Origin of the sequence: Streptomyces sp. FXJ1.172, assembly GCF_001636945.3 — a bacterium.
In the GTDB taxonomy this organism is placed as follows: Bacteria; Actinomycetota; Actinomycetes; order Streptomycetales; family Streptomycetaceae; genus Streptomyces.
On sequence record NZ_CP119133.2, the window covers coordinates 9,143,746 to 9,159,394 of the forward strand.

Here is a 15,649-nt window from a genome sequence, read left to right on the forward strand (position 1 = left end):
ATCTCACCGATACTGGCTGTTCCGTTGGTCCTACCGACGCCAATTGCATCGGATGCGAATAGGCGACACTCGTCCTGGAAGCTGGCCGGAGACTGCACGGAAGCGGTCCGAGCAGGGTTGTTGGCCTCGGAGTCACGGTAGCGGTCTTGTTGGCTGCCATCTGCGGGCCTCACTCCATCGAGCGATTGAACTGCGAAGACGCCCCCGAGTCGCATCTGATGCGAAATTCTCGCGTCAGATGCGATAGACGGAGAGTGATGGCGGATGGGTGGGGACGGTCTCGTTCCAGGGTCTGCTCGGCTGCACCTGATCGACGGTCTGCCGTTGCTGCGGCCGGACGAGCAGGTCTTCGAGGCGATGATCAAAGGCTGGCGCAACCAGCAGCTCGCCCGGAACCTCTCGCCGGGATACGTCGATGACCAGGAACGCACGGTCCGCGCCTTCACCCGGCACGCCGATGCGATGCCGTGGCAGTGGACGCCGCAGCACGTCGATGAGTGGTCGGCCGATCTGCGGGCCGTGCACGGATGCGTCCGCTCTACCCTGCGCAACTACCAGGGCTCCGTACGGCAGTTCTGCGACTTCCTGACCAACCCGGCCTACGGCTGGAGCGACGAGTGCCTGCGGCACTTCGGTACCCACCCAGTCCAGGTGGTCTACGACTGGAACGCTGCCACGCACGCCGACGAAGCCGAGGGCGAGCCGGAACGACGGGCCTTCACCCGGCACGAGCTGGAAGCGTTCTTCGACCACGCCGACGAGGAAGTGCTGCGTGTTCGCGGCAAGGGCCGCAAGGGCTGGCTGCCGGCCTTCCGGGACGCCACCCTCTTCAAGGTCGCGTACGCCTACGGCCTGCGACGCAACGAGACCCGGATGCTCGACCTCACCGACTTCAGCCGCAACCCAGAAGGCCGGGAGTTCGGTGAGTACGGCACCCTGCTGGTCCGCTACGGCAAGGCCAAGAAGGGCTCGCCGCCCAAGCGCCGCAGCGTGCTGACCGTCTGGCGCTGGACACCCGGCACGATCGAGGAATGGATCAGCGAAGTCCGGCCTGGCATGCGGCATTCGCCAAGCCGGGCCCTCTGGCCGTCCGAGCGAGGCCCGCGAATCGGGGTCCAGCGGCTGGACTCCCGCTTCGCCGCCTACCGGGACGCCGTCGGCCTGGACCCCGCGCTGGAGTTCCACTCGCTGCGCAGGTCCTACATCACCCACCTGATCGAGGACGGCCACGACCCCCTGTTCGTCCAGCAACAGGTCGGCCACGACCACGCCTCCACCACCGCGATCTACACCTGCGTCTCCTCCGACTTCCGCACCCGCTCCCTGCGCCGCGTCCTGGACGCCACCATCGAGGCAGCTCTGCGGCCAGGAAGGACCTCCTGATGCCACGCCAGATCAGCTACCGGTGGCGCCTACGCGAGCTGATGGCCGCCCGCGGCATGTTCACCGTCGCCGAACTCATGCCGCACCTGAACGAACGCGGCATCACGCTGTCCTCCTCGCAAGTCCACCGCCTGGTCTCCGGCACCCCTGAACGCCTGTCCCTGCCCGTGCTGGCCACCCTCTGCGACATCCTCGACTGCACGCCCACCGACCTGATCACCACCACCGCCCAGAACCTCCCGGCCCGCCGCGTTGCGGGAGAGGAAGCACCAATCAACCTGGCCGCCCGACGACCCACACGGGTCCGACTGACGCCCGAGGGGTGAGCAGTGACGCCGGAGGAGTACGAGCGATGGATGATCCGTGACTGCGCACGCTGCGGCCGTCGAGCCTCGAAGTCCGCAGAGTGGTCAGACGGTCCGATCTGCCGGACCTGCTATGAACGCGCGATGCGAGTCCGCGGCCGCTGCCCCTGTTGCGACACCGACCGGCTGCTACCCGGACGGGACACCGATGGCGCACCGATCTGCCGCGACTGCACGGGCATCGTCCGCGACTTCTTCTGTGATCGCTGCGGCTTCGAGGGGCTCCTACTCGGTGGGCGTCTCTGCGAACACTGCACCCTCGCCGACACGCTCGCCCACCTCCTCGACGACGGCACTGGCCGTATCGCCCCGGAGTTCCTGCCGCTGGTCAAGATCCTGCTGGAGATGGACCGGCCCAAGAGCCGACTGATCTGGTTGCGCAACCCCAACGTCGTCCGTCTTCTCCAGGGCCTGGCCACCGGCAGCATTCCGCTCACCCACGACGGGCTGCACCAGGAAACCCCCTGGCGAACCATTACGCACCTGCGCGACCTGCTGATGGACAGCGGCGTCCTCCCGCGAGTCGACCGGCAGCTCCTCCTCTACCAGCGGTGGCTGATCGAACGGCTCGCCACCATCGAAGACCCCGAACACCGCCAGCTTCTCCGGCGCTTCGCCACCTGGCACCAGATGCGGCGCCTGCGGGCAAAGGCAGAGAAGACACCGCTAGGACGCTCTCAGACCAACCACACCAAGCAGGAAATCACCCAGGCCGGAGCCTTCCTCGCATGGCTCGCCAGCCAAGGCCGCGCCATCGGGCAGTGCCAGCAGTCCGACATCGACGCCTGGCACACCGAGAGCCTGGCCACCCGTCGCCCGTCCCAGTCATTCCTGCGTTGGTGCATGAAGACCGGCCGGATGCCCCACCTCACCCTGCCGCCCGCCGTCATCACCCAGGACCCGGAACCGCTGCATCAGCACCGACGGCTCGCAATGCTCCGCCGGGTCCTCAACGACGACTCCTTGCCCCTACGGGCCAGGGTCGCCGCCGCGCTCGTTCTCCTCTATGCACAACCCGTCAGCCGCATCATTCGCCTCACCATCGACGACATCACCGACGACGAGACCACCGTCACCGTCCAGTTGGGAGACCCGCCGTCCCCGCTGCCGGAGCCCGTCGCCGACCTGATGCGGGCATACATCCAGTCCCGCCAGCACCTGCCCTACGCCAGCAGCAGAAGTTCACAGTGGCTCTTCCCCGGTCGCCAGCCCGGACAGCCGATGAACCCAGTCAGCCTCCAAGTCCACCTGCGCGAGATCGGCGTTCCTCCACAGCGTGGCAGGGCCTCTGCGATCCGCCAGCTCGTCCTCCAAGCCCCGGCCCCCGTCATCGCGAAGGCACTCGGCTATCACGACAAGACCACCACCCGCCTGGTCACCGAGGCAGGCGGCACCTGGAGCCGATACGCCCCCGGTGACCACACACGGTGATTAACTGGCCGATCAATCACCGCCGCGTGGGCCTTCCACGCTGGGTAAGGCGGTCGACGGTCAGGCGACGGCTGGCTGAACCGTCAAGGTTCCTTCGGCTGTGTCGATCGTGGCCTGAGTGCCGAGTGGGATGGTCGGAGGATGCAGGCCGTGTCCGGCAGGGAGTCCGCCGAGAACGGGAACACCCAGGCGCGTCAGCCGGTCGCGCAGTACGTCGGCGATGCCCCATCCCCCCAGGGTTTGATCATCGGCATCCTGGTCGAAGCCGAGGAATTGCCCAAGTGCGACACCGCGCAGTCCCTCCAGGGCCCCAGTGCGGGTCAGCTGGGTCAGTGCGCGGTCGACCTCTCCCAGCCCTGTGCCTCTTTGGTGTTCGAGAAAGAGGATCGCCCCCTTAAGGCTCGGCAGACCGGCTCCGGCTTCGGTGCGGATCGCGTCAAGGTTGCCGCCGACCAAGACACCGGTTGCGGTGCCCTCGACGGTGACCGCCGCGCTGGCTTGGCTGGTGTCCCGGTGGATGATCACAGGGTCGGTGGTCACCAGCGCGCGGCGAAGGGCTTCGGCTGACGCCGGCTCGGACCATTCGTCGCTCCAGTTGGCGAACGGGCCATGCAGCGAGGCCAGACCGCATCGCGCCCATAGGGCAAGGTGGAGGTGGGTGATGTCGCTGAAGCCGACCAAGGGTTTTGGGTCGCGCCGCAGGGCATCGATATCCAGGTCGTCGACGATGCGGTATGCGCCTTTGCCGCCCCGCGTGGCAATCACTGCGCGGACTCCAGGGTCACCGAACGCAGAGTTCAGGTCGAAGACGCGATCCTCATCTCGGCCAGCCATATACCCCCATTGGTCGAAGACGTGCTTGCCCAACTCGACCCGCAGCCCCCATGACGTCAGTAGCTCGACGCCACGGGCGACTCCCTCACTGCTGGGTGGACTGGCTGGAGAGACGATCCGCACTCGATCCCCGGGCCGCAACCGCGGCGACTGCACGGTCTGATGACTGTCGCAGGTGTCCATACCGGGATCTTCCTACACCCGCCGAGCCGATGGTGAGCCGTCTAATCGATCACTCACCGTCAATGCAGCCAGGCTGCTGTCAGCGAATACGCGATACCTGAACATGCGAACTCACCAGTCCCACGGCCGAGCTTGGTCAGGCTCCAGGTGGAGAACGGCAGTTCGTGCTCGGTCGGCTTCGACTTCGCGATCTTCTTGATCTCGCGCCGCTCGGGCAGCGTGAAGGTCTTCGGCCGCCCTTGTACTTCGGGTACAACGAGTCGAAGCCGTCCGTGTTGAAGTTGTGGATCACATCCCTCACCCGGTCCGCACTCGTGAACGACACCTCGGCGATCTTCGCCACCGGCATGCCCTGCGCGGACAGCAGGACAATCTGGGCCCGCCGCCATGTCACCACTGACCCGGTGCCTCTGCGGATGATCCGCAGCAGGCGCTGTCCCTCGTCATCGTCGATGTGTCGAACCTGAACTCTGTCGGCCACGCCGACCAGTTTCAGTGAATGCGCCGATCGGGATCCGGGTCCCCGATCGGCGCGTCGCGGACTGCAGGCGGCGGTATCAGCCGAGGTGTCGGGCGAAGAACCTCAGCGTGTTCTCCAGCTCGAATGCCGGGATCTCTCCGTGCTTGCCGGGGTTGGCGTGCAACGTTTTCTCGGCCGAGGCCAAGGCGTCGAACAGCGCCAAGCTCTGAACCCTCGGCACCCGCTCATCGTCCCACTGCACCAAGAACTCCACTGGGACGGTGATCCGCGCGGCGGCCTCTGCCGACGCCAGCACCCCGCCCAAGCCCAGTACCGCCGCGCGGACCCGCGGTTCGGCAGCGACGAACGGAACACCGAGTCCGCATCCCAGCGAAACCCCCCAGTAACCCACCGGGCCGGTGCCAACGTGCTCGAGTTGCTGAACCGCGTCCAGGACCGCCCGCCATTCCGGCACGGTCTGGCGGGCCACGAGCGCCTGGAAGCCGGCGATCAGCGGGGCCAACTCTTCACCGGCTTCCACGCGAGCTTGGTTCTCAGTCGCGATCCGGTCGTACTCCTCAACCTTCGGCCGGTCGCCGTGGGCGGGAACGTCGACCGCCACGACCGCGAAACCGCATTCGGTCACGAAGCTGTGTGCACGAGCCAGGACGTCTGGGGCCTTCTTGTGCTGACCGCCACCGTGTCCCATCAAGACGAGTGGACGAGTGGCGACGGCACCTTCTGGCGTCCACAACACGCCAGGAATGTCGCCGAGGGTGAAGAGCTGTTCGCGGACGCCGTCGGACGACGTCTCAGATATGAAGCGCATAGCGTTTCATGCCTTTCGGGATGCCTCTGCGGGCGCTCCCTAGGCGATGCGAGGGAGGGAGGCCCGACCTGTCAAAGCGTTGATCGGTCTCACCTCCTCAGTTCGCAGCAGTGCACGGCGGCAGAAACGTATCACGAAGGACTCTGCCCTGGCCCGGGCGGGGATGCGGACAGGGCGAACGTTGTCTGATGTCGGCACTAGCATGCAAGCACCGGTCACCGCCTGCTGCGGTTGTCCTTGCTTCCCACCTGGCGCTACTTCCTCTGGAACCTCATGCCCCAGTCTCCAGGTGCCCACGACGTTGACGCGGACGTCCTGGCCCTGGACTGGGGGCTCTCATGTGCCAGGCCGTCTTTGCTGAACCTGTATGGTCCGCGCTGCCGGGTGCGGTGTTGGCGTCGCCGGCGACGGGCAGCCGGTTGTTCCGGGACCTCAAGGGAGGGCTCTTGCTGCCGGCGCCAGGGGGCGGACGCAAGCGGGGGGCTCCTTGCGTACGAAGGCCGAGCGCAGGGCGTGGTAGGGGGCCTCGGGGTCGAAGAAGGCGGCGTGCATGCGGGCGAGTTCCTCGCTCCGGTAGGTCGCCAGCGGCCGGATCTCTTCGTCCGTGCGGCGTGCCGCGGCCTTGGTGGCGATGCGGTGGTGTAGGTCGGGTGCGGCGGCGAGAGCGGTGGCCAGATGCTCGACCTGGGTTGCGAACTCGCCGGGTGTGGTGGGCAGGAGGCGGTCCACTAGTTTGAGTCGTTCGGCCGAGGCGGCGCTCAGGGGCAGGGCCTGCTGTGTGAGCCGACGGGCTGTGTCGGCTCCGGCGCGGCGCGGGAGCGTGTACGTCCAGAATTCGGAGCCGTACATGCCCATCCGCCGGTAGTGCGGATTGAGCACGGCGCCTGTACGGCACCACACCTGGTCGGCGGCGAGAGCGAGCATGGCGCCTCCGGCGGCGGCGTTACCGGCGAGCGCAGCGATCACCAGCCGGTCGGTGGTGCGCAGCACCGCCTCGACGAGGTCGTCCATGGCGTTGAGGTTTCGCCAGGACTCCTCAGCGGGGTCGGTGGCCGCCTCGATGACGTTCAGGTGGATGCCGTTGGAGAAGAAGTCACGGTCGCAGCCGAGCACCAGCACGGAGGTGGGGCGGGCTCGTGCGTGTTCGTATGCGGTGAGGAGTCTGCGGCACTGGTCCGTGCTCATCGCACCGCCCGGGAAGGAGAAGCTGAGGAAGCCGGCCTCGCCGCGCTCCCGGTATCGGATGTCGGTCCAGGTGCGGCGGTGCGCGGGCAGTTCGTACGGGACGGCGTCTTCCGCGAGATTGAGCTTGTGCGGTCCGGCGAAGGAGGCCAGGACGCAGGCGGCGGGTCGCCGGAAGGGTGCCGGGTCGCCGGAGTTCTTGCGCGGGCGCAGTTCCGGGATCCACACGGCGCCGTCGCGGGTGGCGCGGCAGACCGCGCCCGCCCGGGTCGCGAGCAGGTCGCCGGGGTGGCCGCGCAGCCGGTCCTCGGGGTGACCGCCGTGCAGGAACACCTCGTGGCCCAGGAGTTCGTCCAGGACGCCCGGCTGTGAGTCGGCGCCGCGTAGCTTGCGCAGCACGGTCTCGGTGCTGTCGTTCGACCAGTTGATGCGGCGTTGCTCCTGCCGGAAGAAGCTGCGCCGGACGATCTGCAGAGGGGGGCCGGAGTCGTGGGTCTGAGGGCGGGGTTTGTACCCGCCGGCGGCGTAGCGGTGCACGGCCAGCAGGACGGCGGACACGGCGGCGTCGCAGACCTCGTTTCGGTACAGGTCGCTCTTGCCGACGGGCGCCATGGTGAACGGCTCCGCCGCCCAGATGTCCCCGGCGTCCATGGCCGCCTCGGCCTGGAGCACCGTGACACCCCACCGCGGGGCCCGCTCGGCGATCGCCCAGTCGAGCGGGGAGGGACCGCGGTCGCCGGGCGGTCCGGGATGCACGACGAGGCAGGTGTGCTTGCGCCACACGTCCTCGGGCAGAGCCGTCCTCAGCATTGGAGCGATGATCAGCTCCGGGCGCCGTTCGCGCACGGCGGCCCGGACCGGGTCGTCGCCGCGCGTGGCGAGGACGACGTCCATCCGGTGGCCCCGGTCCGAGAGTTCCGCGTACACCCGCTGGGAGAGGCTGTTGAACGTGCTCACAACGAGCAGGATTTCCATGGTGCAGCATGTTCGCGCTTCTCGGGTGTGCCGTGAAGAACCACTACGGCGTTTCCCCCGCCCGGGGGCGGGGCCGCTGCCGCCGGCCGGATCTGCGCGGGGCCTCGGGCGGGCGCTGAACGCCTCGTACGAGCCGCAGATGCGGGGGCCGGGTCGGCGGGCCCGCTCCCGCGGCTCCTGCGTACGGTCACTGAAGCGGTACGCACGCGCTGACGTCGGCGCAGCCGCCCGGCGCGCCTTCTTCCACGCCCTGGCCGTCCGCCGACGGGGGGCCGGCTTCGCGCCTTCGCGAGGCGGCCCGTCCGAGGCCTGATCGAATGGGCGAGGACCGGCGCTGAGCGTCCTGCTGGAGACGCGGCACCGCCGGCGGGCCCGTGCCGGGGGCCCCGTCCGCGCCGCCGCGCCGCTGGCCGTGCAGCCCGGCCCTGCACCACCCGGCGTACACCAGATCCGGCTGGAGATCGTCCACAGTGTCCTCGGCCTGCTGGCCCGGATGCCCCCTGCTCGCCCTCACCGGCATCGCCCGGTTCCGGGAACCCTGCCGCGTGCGGCTGCGGCCCTGCTCCGCAGCGCCATCGCCACCGGGCGGCGCCGCATCCGCCGCCTTGCCGGACACCGGTCATGGCCCCGCGCGATCACCGTGGCCCGTGAGCAGCTCGAAGGCCTGCCGATCGCGAGCAGCTCGAAGGCCTGCCGGATCCGGGCCGGCCGGCAGCGATCCCGGCGTGCGGTGCGCCTCGTCCACGACGATGAGGTCCCAGCCGGGACGGACGGACGGGTGCGCGTTGCGGGGCGCCGGGTCCGAGCGAGGCGCAGGTGGCCCGGCAACACCGTGGACGGCCTCGTGCTGGCGGGGACGGAGAACCTGCTTCGGCGCGCTGCCGCACTCCGACGGCCGCGCCGTCGGCTGCATGGTGTCCGCAGGCTCCCTGGAAGGCGGGCAGGGGGACGGCCCCGGGGCCGGGAGGGGAGTGGCCGCGAGCCGGCCAAGGTGCGGTGATCGGGGGTTTCGGCTGCTGGTGAGGGGTTAGGCGTGTCATTGTGGGGCTGTCCGGCCCGCCGCTTTCCCCCGTAGCGGCGGGCCGGACCTTTGCCCGGACCCGCTCCGGGTGCCTCCGGGGTCCACGTCCGGACGACGGTCGGACGGCGCGGGTGATCGCTGCGTGGCCGTCCCGGCCGCCTGCGTGGTCCCCGGCCGGCCATCGCCGACCCGAAGAATTTATGAGTTAGCTCACAAATGAGCGTGATTTGTGATAAAGCGCGCAAATGTTCGTGATTGCTTTATATCGGTCGGCCGTTCGGTCATCGTCGTGGGGACCCGACATCGCCATCCCAAAATGGCCGACGATGCCCAGGAGTAGAAACGGCATGCCGAACCCGAACTCTGACCGTCCCCTGTGGCGCCGCGCGGCCGTCGGCTGCACGGTTGTCCTCTCGCTCGCCCTGGCCGGCATCGCTACGAGCGCAAGCGCCGCATCTGGCACCGGCGCGCAGGCCGCCCGGGCTCACGCCCCGAGTTCCTCGATCGTCTACCGCTCCGCGACCGGCGGCCGTACCGTGGCACTCACCTTCGACGACGGCCCGGGCCCGGCCACCGGTCAGATCCTGGACCTGCTTGCGCAGTACCACGTCAAGGCGACCTTCTGCCAGATCGGTACACAGGCCGCCGCAAACCCTGCCCTGGTCAAGCGCATCATCGCCGGCGGCCACCGGCTCTGTGACCACACGGTGCACCACCCCCAGCCGATGCGCACCCTCCCGCACGCGAAGCAGGTCTACGAGATCACCGCAGCCAAGAACATGATCACGAAGGCTGGGGGGCCAAACACCCAGGTCACATGGTTTCGCGCCCCCGGCGGCGACTTCAGCCCCGAAAACCGCACGATAGCCGTGCACGCCGGTCTGCGCCCGCTCGGCTGGACTGTCGACACCCGGGACTGGGCGCGCCCCGGTACCGCCTCGATCCTCGCCACCGCGAAACAGGAACTGCGTTCCGGCGGCATCATCCTCATGCACGACGGCGGCGGCGACCGCAGCCAAACCGTCGCCGCCCTGCGCCAGTTGCTTCCATGGCTGAGCCGGCAGGGCTACAAATTCACTTTCCCTGCGAGCTGACGGGGCGGCACTGACGGACCGCCGCTGACGGTCCGCCGTTGTTCAGGCCGTCCGGGCCGGAGCGCATGTTCAGGCGAAGTCCGCTGTGACGCACGGCGGTTGCCGGACCGAGTGATCAAGTTCGAGGCACCGTTCGGCGCCGACCGTTAAAGATCAAGCCGGTGACCCCGCTGTGAGACGACGGAGTCATGTTCCCGGGGGTCGACGCCCTCACCGAGTACCTTCGCCGACTCGGGGAAGCTCTTTTCGAGCACGGTGGCGTCGCTGGCGGTGCCGTCGGCGAACTCCCGGAGAACCCGTCGGCGGTGGTCGGCTCGGTGGTCGCCGCGCAGCCGGCCGGCCCGGATGGTCTTCGGACACAGTCCGGGGTCGGTGGCGTGCAGCCGGGACGGCGAGGAGACCGACGGCGAACGCTTCGGCCCTCTTTCACGACCTGGTGGAAGACGAGCGTGTGTCTGAAGCCTTCCTCAGCCGGGGCCTTCCTCGGCCGGGGCCTTGTGACGCACGCACTTACCCGCTCGTAGCCCAGCAACCCATCCATCACTCGTACGCGCTCGTGGCGGCGGCGAGGCGGCCGGGCTGGGCGCAATGATCGTGGGCGACTGCATTCCACAGTTGGTGCCGGCCGTGATCGCCGAGGAGATCGGCGCCACCTCGGCCCGCGCGGTCAACCTGGTGACTGACCGCCCGGTTCGCGGTATCCGTCGTGGCCCGCCGCCTCACCAAGGCGGCGGGCCACGGACTGTGCGCCTGCTGTGCCCGGCGGACAACCAACTGTCCCGTTTCACCCGTCTACATGTTCGACGGGCCGCCGGCGGGGAGCGGGAGCCGTCATGACGAGTGGGGGAGCGCGATGGGGTGGTCCAGGCGGGTGGCCGCGCTGGTGTCGGGGATCCTGCTGAGTGGCGGTGTCTCGACGGGGACCGCGTTCGCCGCCTCCGGTCCGAAGCTCGACGTGGAGATGTTCGGCAGCGACTGGGCCCGCCCCGGGCAACTCGTGGACCTGTCCCTGGAGGGGGTGCCGCGGGGATCGAAGGCCGTGACCGCCGCCTCGTCGGCGTTCTCCGGCCCGGTCGCCTTGAAGTGGTCCGACGACGAGGGTCGCTTCGACGCGGTGGCCACGCTGGCCATGTCCGACAGGCCGGGTGTGTATCCGCTCGTCGCGAAGATCGGTGACCGTGCCGTGGCCCGGAACAAGATCCGGGTCCTGCCGTCCCAGCGTCCGTCGTTCGAGGTGCAGGCTCTCTACGGCACAGCCGCCCGGCCGGGGGAGCAGATCGACACGGAGTTCGACGACCTGTACCCGGGAGAGACCGGTACCGGCTTCACCGTGCGTTCCACCGCACTGGCCGATCCGGTCCGGCTCGTCCACGACAACCAGTACGACCACTACACCCCCCGCCTGTTCACCGGCCAGCCGTACCTCCGCCCGGACGTGAAGGACGGTACGTACGCCTTCGACCTGTACGGACCGGATGGCCGCCGGGTCGCCGAGAAGTCCCTCACGGTACGGGCGGCACGGCCGGGTGACAGCGACTACCTGGGCAAGGCCCGCGGTCCGCTCTTCTCCCCGACGTTCGACCTCGACACCGCCCGCGAGCACGGCTACCGGGTTCGCGCCGGAGGAAGGGTCTACGTGCTGTGGAAGGACACGTACCCGGACCCCGGCGAGGAGAACCGGCTCTCCGCCACCTCCCCGGCGTTCACCCAACCGGTCAGCCTCAGGCGCGACGCCACCAAGGCCGCGGACGGCGACGACCCGCGCTACTACGCCATGGCCACCGTTCGCACCGGTCTCACGTCCGGCACGTACCCGGTCACCGTGGTCGCGCACCACGGCCGGGTGAAGAGGACCGGCCAGCTGATCGTCACTGGCCGTCCGGTCGCCGAGCGCAGCGACACCACAGGCCACGGCACCGGCTGGCTCGGCGCGTCCGGTGGCCTACTGGTCCTCACCGCGCTCGGTGTGTACGTCGTCCGCAGGCGCCGTCACACCACGGCGTAGCGGCCACCACCCGACGTCCGCCGACCGCCGCACCGGACCGTGACCGGCAGCCCCTGGCCGACCGGGCACGTCGGCCGCGCCCCGGCCTTCGGACCTGGAGCCGGGGGAGTGGGAGATACCCCGTGTCCCGTTGCAGTACGAGCGGGCCATCCTCGCCGACGCACGCGGTTCGCCGCAGCCATGCCGTCCTCGGCCGGACAGAGTCACCCTGGCTCTTCCCCGGCGGCCGGCCCGGCCGTCCGATCAGTGCCTGGGCCATGGGCGAACGACTCCGCAAACTCGGCATCCGGCTCGCGCAAGCCCGCTCGACCGCGCTGTTCCAGCCCGCCACCGAGCTGCCCGCCGCAGTCCTCGCCCGCACCCTCGGCATCGACATCACCGTCGCCGTCACATGGCAGCGAGCCGCCGCCGGGGACGGGGGCGCCTATGCGGCCGAGGTCAGCCGCCGCCACCATGACGTCTGAATCCAAAGGCAAGGGAGCAACACAGATGCTGCTACGTGATGTTGAGGACGGCGACGTCGACGCCTACGTCCGGATGCGATGCGACCCGGTCATGATGGCCGAGCTGGGCGGGCCGCTGCCTCGCGAGGGCATGGAGGCGAAGGTCCAACGTGATGTTCAACGGGTGGCAGCGGACACCGACCGGACAAAGATGATCGTGCCCGATGAGGCCGAGCGGGACGTGGTCGCGGGAACCGTGACCTTGTGGGCCCATGACGCAGACGGCGAGCGCATCTGCGAAATCGGCTGGATGGTGCTGCCGGAGTACCAGGGACGGGGACTCGGGAAGCAGGGCGTCCGCACGCTGCTTGAGCTGGCCCGCGACGACGGCCGGTGGGGGCTGGTACACGCATTCCCCGCAACAACCAACGCTCCGTCCAACGGCATCTGTCGCACCCTGGGCTTCCGATTCCTGGGCAAGCAAGACGTGTCCTTCGCCGGTCGAGTCCTGCACACCAACCACTGGGCCATCGACCCTCGCACCGACCTGACCTGATACAGGTCCGCAGCATGCCGGGGACCCAAACGGAGTCCCGGCGGCGGGGCATTCAGAGAGTTCCAATACCCGACTCCACCGTTAGCCGTCTACCCAGAGGAAGCCATCAACGGGCACCGCGCGTTCATCGCCCGCCGCCGGGACCTGCGGCCCAGCGAGGAATACCGAAGCCCCACCGAGCAGGAGTGGGAGGAGTTCCTCGGCCACTTCGAACGCCGCAAGGTCGCCCGCGGCGAGGGCTCAAGATCAGCCTCGCTGCGGCGATCGAAGCCGAACGCGAAGGCTGGGCCGGCGAGGCCGAGACTGCGGACGAGCCTACGGACGTCACCCACCACCGAACGCGCTCCGGGAGAGCCCGATGGCTCACAGCAGACCACGACAAACCAATGAAACTTTCCGTCGCACGGCCAGCGCGACAGACCGCGAGGCAGATCAGAACGGCTCGAAGCTCGGGGTGACCGGACCGATCTCACCGAGCGCCGCCAGTTCGTCGAGATCCTCCTGCTCAAGGAACTCCACGGCATCCGGATCGATGCCGTGATGCGGATCCACGTCGCGCAGGCGCTTGACGAACGTGAGAACGTCCCGTAGATGTGACCGCGCTTGAGAGCGAAGTCGTCGACCCCCAGCACCCTTGGGCTCTGCTCCGGTGGCTCGGCCGGCAGGGCTCGGACGCGGCTGAGCAGGGTATTCGGACTGACCTGGCAGTGCAGCATGGCCGCGAGCCGGGCCCCGGCACGCCCGGCCAGGAACCGGCCGATCACCGCCAACATCGCCTGCTGGAGCTGGCTGCGGCGCCCGTACCGGACGGTAAGTCCCTCGATCTGCTCGGCGAAGGTCCGGCGTGGACACGACGGCACCTCGCACCGGAACCGGCGGCCCGTCAGGTAATTCGTCAGCGGACGCCCGCCGACGGCGACATCAGCGAGCCTTCGCCGGTAACGGTCGTGGACACGGCGTGATTCGCCGCGCAGCCCGGGCAAGGGGCGGTCACCGCAATCGTCGCGGCGGTGACCGTCAGTGTCGTACCGACGAGCCGGGGGTCCGCCACAGCCACGGACGCCAGATGCGGCAACAGCAGGTCGAGTATCTGATCACGTAACACCTGCCCCGTGATCGATCTGAAGCACGGTCACGCTCGGTCATCCCGAAATGTTGATCAGAGCCGCTTGGCATGGCCGCCGTCACTTCGCCCGGAGCACCTCGACGGAATGCTGGCGAGCCGACAGGACAAGGTGCTCGGCGCTGGTGTCCAAGTCCATGAGAGACGATCGGGCGGGCCCCAGCACGACCTGTGGTTGACCTTCAGCTTGGGGGAGGCCACAGCATCACGGGGTTCCACGAACGGCGGCTGCAAGTGGATCGTCTCCAACCATGGGATCGCCAAGCTTCCGGCGCTCTCGCCCTACATCGCCCACTCGTGAGTTGAGGACGATCTGATGAAGCCTTCCCTGCTGGCCATAGGCCTGTCGGCCCTGGTGCTTGTGTCCGCCTGTTCCGGTGGCGCGACCGCCACCCACGCGACGACACCTCCGGCGAAAGCGACGACGGGGACCGGCGGGATACCCTCTGCGGTGCAGACCCCGACGAAACCGGACCGCCTTCCCAATCCGCTCCAGTCTCCGCTTCCTGTCGGGTCGAAGACGCTGTACACGGGATCGGGTCACGGTGCGCGCGGTTTCACGCTTCCCGCGTCAGCGGGGAAGGCCTCATCCATCACGGTGAGGTGGACATGTGCTGGCCCCTCCAGGTTCAACATCATCGCCGCCGGACATACCCTTGCCGGATCTGAGTGCGGTGACGGGACCGGCGCATTTGGCGCCAAGATCCCGCACGCCAATATCCACGAACTCGTGTGGAAGTTCTCAGCTGACAATTCGGTGGTTTGGCGGATCGTCGTGACCCAACCACCTGAGAGCTGACCTCGGTGTTGCGATGGTCCGTCAGCTGCTGACGGACCCGTGACCTGCTGGGGTCTCCGGCGACCACGCTTGGCGGCGGCGTGGTTCAGCGCGTACCTGTCGGACTGCGTGCGGCGCATAGGGGGCTGTTCGTCCTCTTCCTGCGGGACGGATCGATGTGGCAGGGCTCCCCCCCCCGCTGCTCGTCCGTACGCGGTTACGTCCAGCGCATTCCGATGGCGGACAGCTGTTCTACGCGCTCCGGCGTCAGCGTCCCAGCCCTGCTGCGTTGGTTGCTGATCCATGCGCCGAGCCGGGGTTGCCGTTCGTCCTGGTCCTCGCCGACGATCCGTTCGACGTGCTTCCTCGGCGCGCGTAGTGGCCCTTCGCGCTCGTAGTACTGCTTGGCGGCCGCGTAGTCGAGCGGCTGTTGCAGATCCAGGTGGACGCCTCACGGCGCCAAGCCGTCAAGGGGACGTCTGAGAACCTCCTGTAGCTTTGCTGGCTGTTCGATTACGGGCGCAAGGGGGCCTTGGTGGACGTGGTGCGGGTCATGGAGTCGTTGGCCGAGCAGGGGGTCACGGTTCTGTTCAAGGCTGATGCCGAGCGCATGCGCGACGGGACGAAGCCGTGGACATTCGTCGCGAGCGGGGCCCCGTTCCACGAGGACCTGCTGGTGCGCACGGACGCCATCTCTGTGGAGGCTTGTCTCGACGTCTGTCTGCCCCGGCTGCGTGAGTTCGGTCTGACCATCCCGGAGTGAGAGCTCTGGTCTTCTCGGCTATGCCACGGCTGCCTCAAGTCCTTCCGACGGCGGCGGGAAGGCCAGTGTTTCGTCGTAGCGTTCGCCGTGCTGCAGGCAGTAATAGATCTGGCCGACCAGGCGGTTGAACAAGTGACGTTGTCCAGCCAGTCATCGGATGGGCTTGCAGCGTCGACCGCCCGAGCAGGCGGTGACCGCCCCGCAACCGGCCGATGTCGTTGTGC

14 protein-coding genes and 1 pseudogene are annotated in these 15,649 nt (G+C 68.6%); 10 read left to right on the plus strand and 5 right to left on the minus strand.

Going from position 1 to position 15,649, the window contains the following annotated elements; translation table 11 throughout:
- Nucleotides 1-264 precede the first annotated feature (264 nt).
- The 3 genes from A6P39_RS41270 to A6P39_RS41280 all read left to right on the plus strand — a co-directional run bounded on the left by A6P39_RS41270 (nucleotide 265) and on the right by A6P39_RS41280 (nucleotide 3,179).
- Nucleotides 265-1,383: a tyrosine-type recombinase/integrase gene (locus tag A6P39_RS41270; protein WP_067045638.1), complete on the plus strand. Its 1,119-nt coding sequence runs from the start codon at nucleotides 265-267 to the stop codon at nucleotides 1,381-1,383.
- The gene (locus tag A6P39_RS41275) at nucleotides 1,383-1,709 is read left to right on the plus strand and encodes a helix-turn-helix domain-containing protein (RefSeq protein WP_067045636.1); all 327 of its coding nucleotides are present in this window, start codon (nucleotides 1,383-1,385) and stop codon (nucleotides 1,707-1,709) included. The genes A6P39_RS41270 and A6P39_RS41275 overlap by 1 nt, the downstream gene beginning before the upstream one ends.
- Before the next feature lie 123 nt (nucleotides 1,710-1,832).
- Nucleotides 1,833-3,179, plus strand: a complete 1,347-nt coding sequence (locus A6P39_RS41280) for a hypothetical protein (protein WP_275883963.1) — start codon at nucleotides 1,833-1,835, stop codon at nucleotides 3,177-3,179.
- Nucleotides 3,180-3,239: 60 nt separating this feature from the next.
- On the opposite strand, the gene A6P39_RS41285 is transcribed toward A6P39_RS41280, so the two are convergent.
- The 4 genes and pseudogenes from A6P39_RS41285 to A6P39_RS41300 form a co-directional block, all read right to left on the minus strand.
- Nucleotides 3,240-4,196, minus strand: coding sequence for a S66 peptidase family protein (locus A6P39_RS41285; RefSeq protein WP_067045631.1), 957 nt, complete (start codon nucleotides 4,194-4,196; stop codon nucleotides 3,240-3,242).
- Between the two features lie 128 nt (nucleotides 4,197-4,324).
- A pseudogene (locus A6P39_RS41290) lies at nucleotides 4,325-4,677 on the minus strand (helix-turn-helix domain-containing protein); the annotation flags it as partial.
- Between the two features lie 76 nt (nucleotides 4,678-4,753).
- Complete coding sequence (locus A6P39_RS41295; RefSeq protein ID WP_067045629.1) at nucleotides 4,754-5,485, minus strand: dienelactone hydrolase family protein; 732 nt, start codon at nucleotides 5,483-5,485, stop codon at nucleotides 4,754-4,756.
- A gap of 432 nt (nucleotides 5,486-5,917) precedes the next feature.
- Nucleotides 5,918-7,642: a hydrogenase maturation protein gene (locus A6P39_RS41300; protein ID WP_067045627.1), complete on the minus strand. Its 1,725-nt coding sequence runs from the start codon at nucleotides 7,640-7,642 to the stop codon at nucleotides 5,918-5,920.
- Nucleotides 7,643-9,010: 1,368 nt separating this feature from the next.
- Between A6P39_RS41300 and A6P39_RS41305 the strand changes: the two genes are divergently transcribed.
- The 6 genes from A6P39_RS41305 (at nucleotide 9,011) to A6P39_RS41330 (ending at nucleotide 14,683) form a co-directional block, all read left to right on the plus strand.
- Complete coding sequence (locus A6P39_RS41305; RefSeq protein ID WP_067045623.1) at nucleotides 9,011-9,757, plus strand: polysaccharide deacetylase family protein; 747 nt, start codon at nucleotides 9,011-9,013, stop codon at nucleotides 9,755-9,757.
- An 853-nt stretch (nucleotides 9,758-10,610) separates the two neighbouring features.
- Nucleotides 10,611-11,762, plus strand: coding sequence for an LPXTG cell wall anchor domain-containing protein (locus A6P39_RS41310; RefSeq protein ID WP_107304341.1), 1,152 nt, complete (start codon nucleotides 10,611-10,613; stop codon nucleotides 11,760-11,762).
- Between the two features lie 257 nt (nucleotides 11,763-12,019).
- Nucleotides 12,020-12,226, plus strand: coding sequence for a hypothetical protein (locus A6P39_RS41315; protein ID WP_234378887.1), 207 nt, complete (start codon nucleotides 12,020-12,022; stop codon nucleotides 12,224-12,226).
- 25 nt (nucleotides 12,227-12,251) lie between these two features.
- On the plus strand, nucleotides 12,252-12,761 hold the full coding sequence (locus A6P39_RS41320) for a GNAT family N-acetyltransferase (RefSeq protein ID WP_067045619.1): 510 nt from the start codon (nucleotides 12,252-12,254) through the stop codon (nucleotides 12,759-12,761).
- Between the two features lie 593 nt (nucleotides 12,762-13,354).
- Nucleotides 13,355-13,723, plus strand: a complete 369-nt coding sequence (locus A6P39_RS41325) for a hypothetical protein (protein WP_067045617.1) — start codon at nucleotides 13,355-13,357, stop codon at nucleotides 13,721-13,723.
- A gap of 477 nt (nucleotides 13,724-14,200) precedes the next feature.
- Nucleotides 14,201-14,683, plus strand: coding sequence for a hypothetical protein (locus A6P39_RS41330; RefSeq protein ID WP_159396040.1), 483 nt, complete (start codon nucleotides 14,201-14,203; stop codon nucleotides 14,681-14,683).
- 196 nt (nucleotides 14,684-14,879) lie between these two features.
- Here the strand turns inward: A6P39_RS41330 and A6P39_RS41335 are convergent, their stop codons facing one another.
- Entirely contained in the window at nucleotides 14,880-15,104 is a 225-nt protein-coding gene (locus A6P39_RS41335; RefSeq protein WP_079133376.1) for a helicase associated domain-containing protein, read from the minus strand.
- A gap of 93 nt (nucleotides 15,105-15,197) precedes the next feature.
- On the opposite strand from A6P39_RS41335, the gene A6P39_RS41340 reads away from it, so the two are divergent.
- Nucleotides 15,198-15,425, plus strand: coding sequence for a hypothetical protein (locus A6P39_RS41340; protein WP_234378886.1), 228 nt, complete (start codon nucleotides 15,198-15,200; stop codon nucleotides 15,423-15,425).
- Nucleotides 15,426-15,649 lie beyond the last annotated feature (224 nt).

Coding starts and splice junctions, on each gene's coding strand:
- A6P39_RS41310 (WP_107304341.1), top strand. CDS start 10,611: ATGGGGTGGTCCAGGCGGGTGGCCGCGCTGGTGTCGGGGATCCTGCTG.
- A6P39_RS41295 (WP_067045629.1), bottom strand. CDS start 5,485: ATGCGCTTCATATCTGAGACGTCGTCCGACGGCGTCCGCGAACAGCTC.
- A6P39_RS41315 (WP_234378887.1), top strand. CDS start 12,020: ATGGGCGAACGACTCCGCAAACTCGGCATCCGGCTCGCGCAAGCCCGC.
- A6P39_RS41285 (WP_067045631.1), bottom strand. CDS start 4,196: ATGGACACCTGCGACAGTCATCAGACCGTGCAGTCGCCGCGGTTGCGG.
- A6P39_RS41275 (WP_067045636.1), top strand. CDS start 1,383: ATGCCACGCCAGATCAGCTACCGGTGGCGCCTACGCGAGCTGATGGCC.
- A6P39_RS41330 (WP_159396040.1), top strand. CDS start 14,201: ATGAAGCCTTCCCTGCTGGCCATAGGCCTGTCGGCCCTGGTGCTTGTG.
- A6P39_RS41320 (WP_067045619.1), top strand. CDS start 12,252: ATGCTGCTACGTGATGTTGAGGACGGCGACGTCGACGCCTACGTCCGG.
- A6P39_RS41270 (WP_067045638.1), top strand. CDS start 265: ATGGGTGGGGACGGTCTCGTTCCAGGGTCTGCTCGGCTGCACCTGATC.
- A6P39_RS41305 (WP_067045623.1), top strand. CDS start 9,011: ATGCCGAACCCGAACTCTGACCGTCCCCTGTGGCGCCGCGCGGCCGTC.
- A6P39_RS41300 (WP_067045627.1), bottom strand. CDS start 7,642: ATGGAAATCCTGCTCGTTGTGAGCACGTTCAACAGCCTCTCCCAGCGG.
- A6P39_RS41280 (WP_275883963.1), top strand. CDS start 1,833: ATGCGAGTCCGCGGCCGCTGCCCCTGTTGCGACACCGACCGGCTGCTA.